Genomic DNA, 12,652 nt, shown 5'->3' with positions numbered 1-12,652 from the left:
GATAGGGTCGCAGCGGCGCGACTGCCAGTTCGAAAGCAAGGGGAAACAGTGGCGGACGCAGCAAGGACACCGGCGGCAGACCAGGACCGGGCACCACGGGTGCTGGTCGCCGCGGACAAATTCAAGGGTTCGCTCACGGCCGCCGAGGTCGCCCGGCACGTCACGGCCGGGCTGCGCCGGGCCGTCCCCGGCCTGGCGGTGGAGTCCGTCCCGGTCGCGGACGGCGGCGACGGCACGGTCGCGGCCGCCCTGGCGGCCGGCTTCGCCCGGCACGAGGTCCGGGTCACCGGCCCGGTCGGCGACCCGGTGACGGCCACCTTCGCACTCCACGAGGACGACACGGCCGTGGTGGAGATGGCCGAGGCGTCCGGCCTCCAGCACCTCCCGAAGGGCCGCTCCGCGCCGCTCACGGCCACCACGTACGGCACCGGCGAGCTGCTGCGCGCGGCCCTGGACGCGGGCGCCACCAGCATCGTCTTCGGCGTCGGCGGCAGCGCCACGACCGACGGCGGCGCGGGCATGCTCGCCGCCCTCGGCGCCCGCTTCCTGGACGCCGCGGGCACGCCCCTCGCCCCGGGCGGCGGTCCGCTGCGCGACCTGGTCACCGCCGACCTCGCGGGCCTGGACCCGCGGCTCGCCCGTACGCGGGTCATCCTCGCCGGCGATGTCGACAACCCGCTGACCGGCCCCAAGGGCGCACCCGCCGTGTACGGGCCGCAGAAGGGCGCGAGCCCGCAGGACGTCGAGGCGCTGGACGCGGCCCTGGCCCACTACGCCAAGGTCCTGGAGACCGCGGTGGGGCCGCGCGCCGCCGAGTACGCCGCCGCCCCGGGCGCGGGCGCGGCGGGCGGCATCGGCTACGGCGCCCTGGTCGGCCTGGGAGCCGCCTTCCGGCCCGGCATCGACGTCATGCTGGAGGTGCTGGGCTTCGGCCCGGCACTGGCCCGCGCCACCTTCGTCGTCACCGGCGAGGGCTCGCTGGACGAGCAGACCCTGCACGGCAAGGCCCCGGCCGGCGTCGCGGCGGCAGCCCGCGCCGCGGGCCTGGAGGTGGCGGCGGTCTGCGGCCGGCTGGCCCTGCCGCCGGCGGCCCTGGGCCGGGCCGGCATCCGCCGCGCCTACCCGCTGACCGACCTGGAGCCGGACCCGGCCCGCTGCATGGCCGAGGCGGGCCCGCTCCTGGAGCGGGCCGCGGAGGCCCTGGGGCGGGACTTCCTGCGGTGACAGCGCGCCGCTGAACCACGGGGCGCAGAGGCGCGCCCCGTGCGCTCCCTGCGCCGTTGTGCTTCCGGATACGACAGAAGGCCCCCGCCGCGCTCATGCGCCCGGCGGGGGCCTTCCTGGTCCGTGGACCGTGAACCGCTACGGAATCTGCTGCACCTGCGCGCTGCGCGCCTCGCGGCGGTTGTCGCGGAAGGCGTTGACCCGGCGGGCCGTCGCGAAGACCGGGATCATCGCGCCCAGCACGATCTGGAGGGAGCAGCCGGTCTGCAGGAGGGTCTGGCCGCCGGGGGCGTCCAGCGCCCAGGCCGCCAGCATGCCCATGCTCAGCACGATCCAGCTGAGCATCGCCACCGCGAGCCGTCCCCGCGGCTTCGGGTACTCGACCCGGCTCACCATCAGCCAGGCCACCCCGACGATCGCCAGCAGCGTCGGTACGAAGGGCAGCTCCAGCAGCACGATCGCGACGACGGTCAGCGCGCCGAACGGGCTCGGCATCCCCTGGAAGATGCCGTCACGCAGCGTCACACAGGAGAACCGGGCCAGGCGCAGGATCACCGCCAGCAGCACCACCACCGCCGCGACCACCGAGACCCGCTGGTGCGAGTCCGGGGTGACCATGCCCCAGGTGACCACGAAGTACGCCGGCGCCAGCCCGAAGCTGATCAGGTCGGAGAGGTTGTCGAGCTCGGCCCCCATCGCCGAGGCGCGCAGCTTGCGCGCGACGAGCCCGTCGAACAGGTCGAAGATGGAGGCCAGCAGCATCAGGATCACCGCCATGGCGGCGCTGTGCCGCGCCATCCCGCCGTCCTCGTTGCCCGTCAGGTGCGGGATCAGGACGCCGGTGGTGGTGAAGTACACGGCCATGAAGCCGCAGATCGCGTTGCCGAGAGTGAGCGTGTCCGCTATCGACAGCCGCGTCGACAGCGGCATGTCGTCGGCCACGTCCTCCTCGTCGACCTCCGCGACCCAGCCGGGCTGTGTGTCGGGATCAATCACGGTCAAGGCGTGTCACCCCCGCGGTGGTGGCCTGGCCGACCTCGACCGCGGCCTCGACACCCGCCGGGAGGTAGACGTCGACGCGCGACCCGAAGCGGATCAGGCCGATGCGCTCGCCCTGCTCCACCTTCGAGCCCTGGGGCACGTAGGGGACGATCCGGCGGGCCACGGCACCGGCGATCTGCACCATCTCGATGTCGCCGAGCTCGGTGTCGAAGTGCCAGACGACCCGCTCGTTGTTCTCGCTCTCCTTGTTGAACGCCGGAACGTACCCACCAGGGATGTGCTCCACGGACGTCACCGTGCCGGCCAGCGGCGCGCGGTTGACGTGGACGTTCAGCGGGCTCATGAAGATCGCGACGCGGGTGCGCCCGTCCTTCCACGGCATGATGCTCTGCACCACACCGTCGGCCGGGGAGATGACCCGGCCCTGAGCGATCTCCCGCTCAGGGTCGCGGAAGAACCACAGCATGCCCGCCGCCAGGGCGGTGGCGGGCACGGCAGCGGCGGCCCAGCGTCCCGAGCGACGGGAACGGGCCAGACTGACCGCTGCCGTCGCGACGGTCGGCAGAAGCCACGGCGACGCTCCGCGCGCGAGGCGGACACGACCGCGTTGTGCAGAGGATTGGCTGTGGGGCATGGATGACCTTCGTAGCGGAGGATGCCGCATATGCAATGGGGGACGGCGGCTTTCCCGGGATGGTATCGGTTGCGAGCGGCAACTGGCCAAGAGCCAGAGCCAATCCATGGCCGAACAACGATGACGGGGTGTGATCTTCGTCCTGAAGAAAACACCCCAAATCGGGCGTTCACCCCTGGATTCGGTACTCCTCCAGTAGCCGTCGGCCGATGATCATTTTCTGGATCTCGGCGGTACCCTCACCGATGAGGAGCATCGGTGCCTCCCGGTAGAGGCGCTCGATCTCGTACTCCTTGGAGAAGCCGTAGCCGCCGTGGATGCGGAACGCGTCCTCCACCACCTCCTTGCAGTACTCGGAGGCCAGGTACTTGGCCATGCCCGCTTCAAGGTCGTTTCGCTGGCCGGAGTCCTTTTTGCGAGCGGCGTTGACCATCATCGCATGGGCCGCTTCCACCTTTGTCGCCATTTCGGCAAGTTTGAACTGGATCGCCTGGTGCTGGGCGATCGGCTTGCCGAACGTGTGCCGCTGCTGCGCGTACGAAACACCCAGCTCGAAGGCGCGCTGCGCCACCCCGCAGCCCCGCGCCGCCACATTCACCCGGCCGACCTCGACGCCGTCCATCATGTGATAGAAGCCACGTCCGGTCTCGCCGCCGAGGACCCGGTCGGCGGGGACGCGCAGCCCGTCCATGATCAGCTCGGTGGTGTCGACCCCCTTGTAACCCATCTTGTCGATCTTGCCGGGAATGGTCAGCCCCGGCCGGACCTCACCGAAACCGGCCTCCTTCTCGACGAGGAAGGTGGTCATCGACTTGTGCGGCGCGGTGCCCTCCGGATGGCCCTCGTCCGTACGGCACAGGACGGCGACCAGAGTTGACGAACCGCCGTTGGTCAGCCACATCTTCTGACCGGTCAGTACATAATCTCCGCCGTCCCGAACGCCCTTCGACGTGATGGCCGAGACGTCCGAGCCGAGCGCCGGCTCCGACATCGAGAAGGCGCCCCGGATGTCACCGGCCGCCATCCTCGGCAGGAAATACTCCTTCTGCTCCTGCGTGCCGTGCTGCTTGAGCATGTACGCCACGATGAAGTGCGTGTTGATGATGCCCGACACGCTCATCCAGCCGCGGGCGATCTCCTCCACCGTCAGCGCGTACGTCAGCAGTGACTCGCCGAGGCCGCCGTACTCCTCGGGAATCATCAGCCCGAAGACGCCGAGTTCCTTCAGCCCCTCGACTATCTGCGTCGGGTACTCGTCGCGGTGCTCCAGCTCGGTGGCGACCGGCAGAATCTCTTTGTCGACGAAGTCCCGGACCGTCGAGAGGATTTCCCGCTGGATGTCCGTCAGGCCCTCGGTCTGTGCGAGGCGTCCGCTCATCTCACTTCTCCTTCCGGGCCGGTTCCCGCAGCTCGGGGCGGCCCGGCTGCTCCCCGCCGCGCTCCTTGACGTACGTGGCGGTGGGCACCATCACCTTGCGCCGGAAGACACACACCAGCGTGCCGTCCTGCTTGTAGCCCTTGGTCTCCACGTACACGATCCCGCGGTCGCTCTTGGACTTCGACGGCGTCTTGTCGAGCACCGTCGTCTCGCCGTACAGCGTGTCCCCGTGAAAAGTCGGCGCGACATGCTTCAGCGACTCGATTTCCAGATTCGCGATCGCCTTGCCCGACACGTCCGGGACCGACATCCCCAGCAGCAGCGAGTAGATGTAGTTCCCGACGACGACATTCTTCCCGAAGTCGGTGGTCCGCTCCGCATAGTTGCTGTCCATGTGCAGCGGGTGGTGATTCATCGTGAGCAGACAGAAGAGGTGGTCGTCGTATTCCGTGACCGTCTTTCCCGGCCAGTGCTTGTAGACGTCCCCGACGGTGAATTCCTCATAGGTACGGCCGAACTGCATCGCGCTCACGCCTCCGGGGCTTCGAACTTCGAGGTACGGGTCATGCCGGCGGCGCGGCCCTTTCCGCTGACGACGAGCGCCATCTTGCGGCTGGCCTCGTCGATCATCTCGTCCCCGAGCATCGCGGAACCCTTCTTGCCGCCCGCCTCCGAGGTGTGCCACTCGTACGCGTCGAGGATCAGCTCGGCACGGTCGTAGTCCTCCTGCGACGGCGAGAACACCTCGTTGGCCGCCTCGACCTGACCGGGGTGCAGCACCCACTTGCCGTCGAAGCCCAGCGCGGCGGCGCGCCCGGCGACCTCCTTGTAGCCGTCCACGTTCTTGATCTGGAGGTAGGGGCCGTCGATCGCCTGGAGGTCGTTGGCGCGGGCCGCCATCAGGATCCGCATCAGGATGTAGTGGTACGCGTCCGCGCCGTACCCGGGCGGCTGCTCGCCCACGACCAGCGTCTTCATGTTGATGGAGGCCATGAAGTCGGCCGGGCCGAAGATGATGGTCTCCAGGCGCGGCGAGGCGGTCGCGATGGCGTCCACGTTCACCAGGCCCTTGGCGTTCTCGATCTGCGCCTCGATGCCGATCCGGCCCACCTCGAAGCCCATGGTCTTCTCGATCTGGGTGAGCAGCAGGTCCAGCGCCACGATCTGCTGGGCGTCCTGCACCTTGGGCAGCATGATGCAGTCCAGGTTGGGCCCGGCGCCCTCGACGACGGTGATGACGTCCCGGTAGGTCCAGTGCGTGGTCCAGTCGTTGACCCGCACGACGCGGGTCTTGCCGGACCAGTCGCCGTTGTTCAGCGCGTCCACGATGGTGTGCCGGGCGCCTTCCTTGGCCAGCGGCGCGCAGGCGTCCTCCAGGTCCAGGAAGACCTGGTCGGCGGGGAGGCCCTGGGCCTTCTCCAGGAAGCGCGGGTTGCTGCCGGGGACGGCGAGGCAGGAACGGCGGGGACGAAGGCGGTTGACAGTCACGCGGGGACCTCCAGGGGGTCGAGCTTGTTCGCGGTACGGATCTCGTCGACGATACGGCCGATGATCTCCGTGATACCGAAGTCCTTCGGGGTGAACACGGCCGCCACTCCGGCTTCCCGGAGGGCCGCCGCGTCGGCGTTGGGGATGATGCCGCCGACGATGACGGGAATGTCGTGGCCGCCGCTCTCGCGCAGCCGCCGCAGCACGTCCGGCACCAGCTCGGCGTGCGAGCCGGACAGGATCGACAGGCCCACGCAGTGCACGTCCTCGGCGACGGCCGCCGTGACGATCTGCTCGGGCGTCAGCCGGATGCCCTGGTAGACGACCTCGAAGCCGGCGTCCCTGGCCCGTACGGCGATCTGCTCCGCGCCGTTGCTGTGCCCGTCCAGCCCCGGCTTGCCGACCAGCAGCCGCAGCCGGCCGGTGCCCAGGTCGGCGGCGGTCCGCTCGACCTTCGCGCGGACCGCGGCGAGCGGCGTGCCCGCCTCCGCGGTGACGGCGAGCGGCGCGCCCGAGACGCCCGTCGGCGCCCGGAACTCGCCGAACACGTCCCGCAGGGCCCAGGCCCACTCGCCGGTCGTCACGCCCGCGCGGGCGCATTCGAGGGTCGCCGCGAACAGGTTCGTGTCGCCCGCCGCGGCCTTCTTCAGCGCCGACAGGGACTCCTGCGCGCGCGCCTCGTCGCGGTTGTCCCGCCACTGGTGCAGCGCCCGCACCACGCCCGCCTCGTTGTCCGGGTCGACGGTCATGATGGCCGTGTCCAGGTCGGCGGTCAGGGGGTTCGGCTCCGTCGACTCGTAACAGTTGACGCCGACGATCTTCTCCTCGCCCGCCTCGATCCGGGCCCGCCGCTCGGCGTGCGAGGAGACCAGCTGCGACTTCAGATAGCCGGACTCGACGGCGGCCATCGCGCCGCCCATCTCCTCGATCCGCGCCATCTCCGCCAGGCAGTCCTCGACCAGCGCCGCGACCTTGGCCTCGATGACGTGCGACCCGGCGAAGATGTCGTCGTACTCCAGCAGGTCCGACTCGTGGGCCAGCACCTGCTGGATGCGCAGCGACCACTGCTGGTCCCACGGCCGGGGCAGGCCCAGCGCCTCGTTCCACGCCGGGAGCTGTACGGCGCGGGCGCGGGCGTCCTTGGAGAGGGTGACGGCCAGCATCTCCAGGACGATCCGCTGGACGTTGTTCTCCGGCTGCGCCTCGGTCAGCCCGAGGGAGTTGACCTGCACGCCGTAGCGGAAGCGGCGCTGCTTGGGGTTCTCCACCCCGTACCGCTCGCGGGTGACCTGTTCCCAGATGCGGCCGAAGGCGCGCATCTTGCACATCTCCTCGATGAACCGGACCCCGGCGTTGACGAAGAACGAGATCCGCGCGACCACGTCACCGAACTTCTCCGGCGGCACCTGCCCCGAGTCCCGCACCGCGTCCAGCACGGCGATCGCGGTGCTCATCGCGTACGCGATCTCCTGCACCGGTGTGGCGCCCGCCTCCTGCAGGTGGTAGCTGCAGATGTTGATCGGGTTCCACTTCGGGAGGTGCGCCACCGTGTACGTGATCATGTCGGTGGTCAGCCGCAGGCTCGGGCCCGGCGGGAAGACGTGCGTCCCGCGCGAGAGGTACTCCTTGACGATGTCGTTCTGCGTCGTACCCGACAGCTTCGTGATGTCGGCGCCCTGCTCCTCGGCGACCACCTCGTACAGCGCCAGCAGCCACATCGCGGTGGCGTTGATGGTCATCGAGGTGTTCATCTGCTCCAGCGGGATGTCCTGGAACAGCCGGCGCATGTCGCCGAGGTGCGAGACGGGAACCCCGACCCGGCCGACCTCGCCGCGGGCGAGGACGTGGTCCGGGTCGTAACCGGTCTGCGTCGGCAGGTCGAAGGCGACCGACAGGCCCGTCTGGCCCTTGGCGAGGTTGCGCCGGTAGAGCTCGTTGGACGCCTCCGCGGTGGAGTGCCCGGCGTAGGTCCGCATCAGCCACGGACGATCCTTGTGACGTTCGGTCATGTTGGTCCGTACTCTCGGGGTCCGTCCGTCCGGATCAGACGTTCCGGAACCGGTTGATGGCGTCGATGTGCCGGGCGCGCTTCTCGTGGTCGCGCACGCCCATGCCCTCCTCGGGTGCCAGCGCGAGCACGCCGACCTTGCCCTGGTGGAGGTTGCGGTGCACGTCGTACGCGGCCTGGCCGGTCTCCTCCAGGGTGTACGTCTTGGACAGCGTCGGGTGGATCTTGCCCTTGGCGATCAGGCGGTTGGCCTCCCACGCCTCGCGGTAGTTGGCGAAGTGCGAGCCCACGATGCGCTTGAGCGACATCCACAGGTAGCGGTTGTCGTACTCGTGGGTGTAGCCGGAGGTGGAGGCGCAGGTGACGATCGTGCCGCCCTTGCGCGTGACGTAGACGGAGGCGCCGAACGTCTCGCGGCCCGGGTGCTCGAAGACGATGTCCACGTCCTCGCCGCCGGTCAGCTCACGGATCCGCTTGCCGAACCGCTTCCACTCGCGGGGGTCCTGCTGGTGCTCGTCCTTCCAGAACCTGTACCCCTCGGCGTTGCGGTCGATGATCGCCTCGGCGCCCATCTTCCGGCAGATCTCCGCCTTCTGGTCGCTGGAGACCACACAGATCGGGTTGGCGCCGCCGGCCAGCGCGAACTGTGTGGCGTACGAGCCGAGTCCGCCGCTGGCGCCCCAGATCAGGACGTTGTCGCCCTGCTTCATCCCGGCGCCGTTACGGGACACCAGCTGCCGGTACGCGGTGGAGTTGACCAGCCCGGGAGCCGCCGCCTCCTCCCAGCTCAGGTGGTCCGGCTTGGGCATCAGCTGGTTGGACTTGACCAGCGCGATCTCGGCGAGGCCGCCGAAGTTGGTCTCGAAGCCCCAGATGCGCTGCTCGGGGTCGAGCATCGTGTCGTTGTGCCCGTCGGCGGACTCCAGCTCGACGGACAGGCAGTGGGCGACGACCTCGTCGCCGGGCTTCCAGGAGTTCACGCCGGGCCCGGTGCGCAGCACGACGCCCGCGAGGTCGGAGCCGATGACGTGGTACGGCAGGTCGTGGCGCTTGGTGAGCGGCGACAGCTTGCCGTACCGCTCCAGGAAGCCGAACGTGGACATCGGCTCGAAGATCGAGGTCCACACGCTGTTGTAGTTGACCGAGGAGGCCATGACGGCCACCAGGGCCTCGCCCGGGCCCAGTTCGGGCACCGGCACCTCTTCGACGTGCAGGGACTTGCGGGGGTCCTTCTCCTTGGTGGGCAGGCCGTCGAACATGTCGGCCTCGTCCTTGTGCACGGTCACCGCGCGGTAGGAGTCGGGCAGGGGCAGAGCGGCGAAGTCTTCGCGGGTGCTCTCTGGCGCGAGGATCGCGTCAAGTATCTGGTTCACGGTGTGCCTCCGGCGAAGCCTGTCGAGGGAAACGGCTTGAGGGAACGTCGGGGGTGGTGCAGAGGCGATGCCGTCGGTTCGGCTGAGGGTGTTCCGGCAGCGCTGGTGAGCGCGGTGAGGGTGCCTGTGACGCAGGCGTCCGGGCGGGCAGGCGCGAAGGGCCTGCTGGGACAGCCGGCGCGCGGTGATGTGCCGCTTGCCGGCCGCCCGGACAACATCAACGTATGACACCGCGTGCCAGTCGACAAGACACTGAGTGCCAACAATTTCTCTCAGATGTCATCCGGGTGACACGCATGAGCGGCCCGGCGGCCGGGCGAAATGGTGAAATGTCTCCCTATAGGGGGCGAGAAACAGTGCGGCCCCGACGCCGGACGTGGTGTACACCACCCCGGCACCAGGGCGTACGTCCCTCAGGACCGCTGCTTGAGCGCCTTCTCGATCGTGCGCATGACCTCGTCCAGCGGCGCGTCCGTACGCGCCACCGTGACCAGCACCTCACCCTGCTTCGCCGCCCGAGCCGGAGGCTCCTGGTGGCTGTCCCCGCCCAGGCCGCGGCCCGCCCCGATGCCCGTACCGAAGGTGGCGCGGACGATTCCGAAAGCGTGGTCGAGCTGCGCCTCCACGTCGCCCTCGGCGCCCGCCCGCAGCCAGCGGCGCAGTACGTGGTTGTGCGCGGTGACGACCGCGGACGCGGCGACCTCGGCCAGCAGCGGGTCGTCGTCGCCCTCGTGGTGCGCGCCCTCGTCGAAGTGGCCGAGGAGATAGCGGGTGAAGAGCCGTTCGTAGCGGGCCACCGAGGCGATCTCGGCCTCGCGGAGGGTGGGCACCTCCCGGGTCAGCCGGTAGCGCGCCACGGAGACCGCGGGGGACGCCGCGTACATCCGCATGACCTCCTTGATGCCGCGGCAGACCGTGTCGAGCGGGTGCTCGTGCGCGGGCGCCGCGTCCAGGACGGCCTCGGCCCGTACGAGGGTGTCGTCGTGGTCCGGGAAGATCGCCTCTTCCTTGGAGCGGAAGTGGCGGAAGAACGTACGGCGGGCGACGCCGGCCGCGGCCGCGATCTCGTCGACCGTCGTCGCCTCGTAGCCCTTGGCGGCGAACAGTTCCATCGCGGCGGCCGCCAGTTCGCGGCGCATCTTCAGGCGTTGGGCGGCGGCCCTTCGGGTGCCGGGAGTGGTGGCTTCTGATCCGTCGGACGACTGCGTACGGGCGGGCTGGGACATGTGGGGACGGTACTGCATATTCCCGCTGCCTGCGGCATCAGCCGTCGCACGGGCCCCGGTGCGCGGGCGCGGGCCGCCGGAGGGTTCCAGCAGCCCGCCCCATCCGCCGCCCGCCGGCCGGGCCGTCCGCCGCGCTTCAGCGCCGGGCGTACTCACGGAAGCCGCGGCCGGTCTTGCGGCCCAGGCAGCCCGCCGCGACGAGGTGCTCCAGCAGCGGCGCCGGCGCCAGGCCCGGGTCGCGGAACTCGGCGTGCAGCACCTTCTCGATGGCCAGCGACACGTCCAGGCCCACCACGTCCAGCAGTTCGAACGGGCCCATCGGGTAGCCGCCGCCCAGCTTCATCGCGGCGTCGATGTCGTCCGGGGTCGCGTAGTGCTCCTGGACCATCTTGACCGCGTTGTTCAGGTACGGGAACAGCAGCGCGTTGACGATGAAACCGGCCCGGTCGCCGCAGTCCACCGGGTGCTTGCGCACCTGGGCGCAGACCGCGCGCACGGTCGCGTGCACGTCGTCCGCGGTCAGCACCGTCCGCACGACCTCCACCAGCTTCATGGCCGGCGCCGGGTTGAAGAAGTGCATCCCGATCACGTCCTGCGGGCGCGCGGTGGCCCGCGCACAGGCCACCACGGGCAGCGAGGAGGTCGTGGTGGCCAGCACCGCGCCCGGCTTGCACACCTTGTCCAGCGTCGCGAACAGCTGCTGCTTGATCCCCAGGTCCTCGGCGACCGCCTCCACCGCCAGGTCCACGTCGGCGAACGCGTCCAGCGACCCGGCCGGGGTGACCGCCGCGAGGGCGGTGTCGCGGGCCTCGGCGGTCAGCCGCCCCTTGGCGACCGAGCGGTCCAGGGACCTGGTGATCCGCGCCTTGGCCGCCTCGGCCTTCTCCAGGCTGCGGGCCGCCAGCACCACCTGGAAACCGGCCTTGGCGAAGACCTCGGCGATCCCGCTCGCCATGGTCCCGGAACCGGCCACGCCGACGCTGCGCACCGTGCGCCCGGCGGCCAGGTCGTGGGTCTCGGTGGGCGTCCGGCCGTCCGGCACGACCACCGCGCTGTCCGGCGCCTCGTACGTGTAGAAGCCGCGGCCCGCCTTGCGGCCGGTCAGACCCGCCTCGGCGAGCTGGCCCAGGATCGGCGCCGGCGCGTGCAGCCGGTCGCGGGAGGCCGCGTACATGGCCTCCAGGACCGTACGGGCGGTGTCCACACCGATCAGGTCCAGCAGCGCCAGCGGTCCCATGGGCAGGCCGCAGCCCAGCTTCATCGCGGCGTCGATGTCCTCGCGGGTCGCGTACTTCGACTCGTACATCGCGGCGGCCTGGTTCAGGTAGCCGAACAGCAGCCCGTCGGCGACGAAGCCCGGCCGGTCGCCGACCGCGATCGGGTCCTTGCCCAGCTCACGGGCGAGCGCGGTGACCGCCGTGACGGCGTCCGGCGCGGTCAGCACGGAGGAGACCACCTCGACCAGCTTCATGGCGGGCGCCGGGTGGAAGAAGTGCAGGCCCAGGACGCGTTCGGGGCGCGCGGAGTCGGCGGCGAGCCGGGTCACGGACAGCGCGTTGGTGCCGGTGGCCAGGATCGCGTCGGGCCGCACGACGGCGTCCAGCGCGGCGAAGACCTGCCGCTTGAGCTCGTAGTCCTCCGGCACCACCTCGATGACGAGGTCCGCCTCGGCGGCGGCCTGGAGGTCGCGGAAGGTACGGAAGCGGGCCAGCACGTCCTGGCGCTCGCGCTCGGTGACGCGCTCCCGGCGCACGGCCCGCGCGGTGGACGCCTCCAGCACCGCGACGGCCCGGCGGGCGGCGGCGTCGTCGATGTCGATGCCGATCACCTCGCGGCCCGCGCGGGTGAGGAGCTCGGCGATGCCGGTGCCCATCGTGCCGAGGCCGACGACGGCCACGGTGGCAAGGGTCTGGGGTGCCCCGGCAGGCGAAGAGCCGGTGGAGGAGGTGGAGACCTTGGGGACAGTGGAGACATCGGTTGAGAGGTCAGGGGTGGACTTACGGTCCATCGCGAGACTCCAGAGAGTGGATCCCGTGCGACAGGGGTTCCCGTGGAGCGGGGCCCGCGTGCGCAGGCGGGAAGTGACGACTGAGGAGGGGCCGGGCACATGCGCGAACGGCACGTACGGGGCGGTGGTGCTGCGGCGGGCCCTGTCCCGGGGCCGCGCCGTGAGCGTCGTGCTGGACGCCGAACCGACTGCACGCTGTGGCGGCTGCGTCACCAGGCCGCCGGGGCAGGGGTGCTGCCCGTGCTCAGCAGATTAACTCGCCGGTAACCAGCAGCGCCAGGGGTGGCGCGGGGATTTAGGCTGTGGCCCGG

At 70.5% G+C, this 12,652-nt stretch carries 9 protein-coding genes and 1 pseudogene; 1 reads left to right on the top strand and 9 read right to left on the bottom strand.

All coding sequences use genetic code 11. The features are described 5' to 3' along the window. Positions 1-99: 99 nt before the first annotated feature. The gene (locus AB0L45_RS12485; protein ID WP_365839050.1) at positions 100-1,224 is read left to right on the top strand and encodes a glycerate kinase; all 1,125 of its coding nucleotides are present in this window, start codon (positions 100-102) and stop codon (positions 1,222-1,224) included. 138 nt (positions 1,225-1,362) lie between these two features. Here the strand turns inward: AB0L45_RS12485 and pssA are convergent, their stop codons facing one another. The 9 genes and pseudogenes from pssA to AB0L45_RS12440 all read right to left on the bottom strand — a co-directional run bounded on the left by pssA (position 1,363) and on the right by AB0L45_RS12440 (position 12,341). Next, complete coding sequence (gene pssA, locus AB0L45_RS12480; RefSeq protein ID WP_365838869.1) at positions 1,363-2,226, bottom strand: CDP-diacylglycerol--serine O-phosphatidyltransferase; 864 nt, start codon at positions 2,224-2,226, stop codon at positions 1,363-1,365. Continuing rightward, positions 2,213-2,860 carry a phosphatidylserine decarboxylase gene (locus AB0L45_RS12475; RefSeq protein ID WP_030020415.1) on the bottom strand — a complete coding sequence of 216 codons (648 nt, stop codon included), beginning with the start codon at positions 2,858-2,860 and terminating at the stop codon, positions 2,213-2,215. The genes pssA and AB0L45_RS12475 overlap by 14 nt, the downstream gene beginning before the upstream one ends. 169 nt (positions 2,861-3,029) lie before the next feature. Continuing rightward, positions 3,030-4,238: an acyl-CoA dehydrogenase family protein gene (locus AB0L45_RS12470; RefSeq protein WP_365838867.1), complete on the bottom strand. Its 1,209-nt coding sequence runs from the start codon at positions 4,236-4,238 to the stop codon at positions 3,030-3,032. Position 4,239: 1 nt separating this feature from the next. After that, positions 4,240-4,761, bottom strand: coding sequence for a MaoC family dehydratase (locus AB0L45_RS12465; protein WP_003981811.1), 522 nt, complete (start codon positions 4,759-4,761; stop codon positions 4,240-4,242). A 5-nt stretch (positions 4,762-4,766) separates the two neighbouring features. Further along, the gene (locus AB0L45_RS12460) at positions 4,767-5,726 is read right to left on the bottom strand and encodes a CoA ester lyase (protein ID WP_365838865.1); all 960 of its coding nucleotides are present in this window, start codon (positions 5,724-5,726) and stop codon (positions 4,767-4,769) included. Further along, positions 5,723-7,753, bottom strand: a pseudogene (locus AB0L45_RS12455) (protein meaA); the annotation flags it as partial. The pseudogene AB0L45_RS12455 and the gene AB0L45_RS12460, both read right to left, overlap by 4 nt. Positions 7,754-7,769: 16 nt before the next feature. Continuing rightward, a complete protein-coding gene (gene ccrA / locus AB0L45_RS12450) occupies positions 7,770-9,107 on the bottom strand; it encodes a crotonyl-CoA carboxylase/reductase (protein WP_365838863.1) in 1,338 nt (445 codons plus the stop codon). A gap of 413 nt (positions 9,108-9,520) precedes the next feature. Next, positions 9,521-10,333, bottom strand: coding sequence for a TetR family transcriptional regulator (locus AB0L45_RS12445; RefSeq protein ID WP_365838861.1), 813 nt, complete (start codon positions 10,331-10,333; stop codon positions 9,521-9,523). A gap of 136 nt (positions 10,334-10,469) precedes the next feature. Continuing rightward, positions 10,470-12,341: a 3-hydroxybutyryl-CoA dehydrogenase gene (locus AB0L45_RS12440; RefSeq protein WP_365838859.1), complete on the bottom strand. Its 1,872-nt coding sequence runs from the start codon at positions 12,339-12,341 to the stop codon at positions 10,470-10,472. Positions 12,342-12,652 lie beyond the last annotated feature (311 nt).

Origin of the sequence: Streptomyces sp. NPDC052496 (assembly GCF_040679095.1) — a bacterium.
Taxonomy (GTDB): domain Bacteria; phylum Actinomycetota; class Actinomycetes; order Streptomycetales; family Streptomycetaceae; genus Streptomyces.
Note: the sequence above shows the minus strand (reverse complement) of the source record. Positions and strands in the feature narration are given on the sequence as shown.

Coding starts and splice junctions, on each gene's coding strand:
- AB0L45_RS12470 (WP_365838867.1), bottom strand. CDS start 4,238: ATGAGCGGACGCCTCGCACAGACCGAGGGCCTGACGGACATCCAGCGG.
- AB0L45_RS12475 (WP_030020415.1), bottom strand. CDS start 2,860: ATGCCCCACAGCCAATCCTCTGCACAACGCGGTCGTGTCCGCCTCGCG.
- AB0L45_RS12445 (WP_365838861.1), bottom strand. CDS start 10,333: ATGTCCCAGCCCGCCCGTACGCAGTCGTCCGACGGATCAGAAGCCACC.
- AB0L45_RS12440 (WP_365838859.1), bottom strand. CDS start 12,341: ATGGACCGTAAGTCCACCCCTGACCTCTCAACCGATGTCTCCACTGTC.
- AB0L45_RS12465 (WP_003981811.1), bottom strand. CDS start 4,761: ATGCAGTTCGGCCGTACCTATGAGGAATTCACCGTCGGGGACGTCTAC.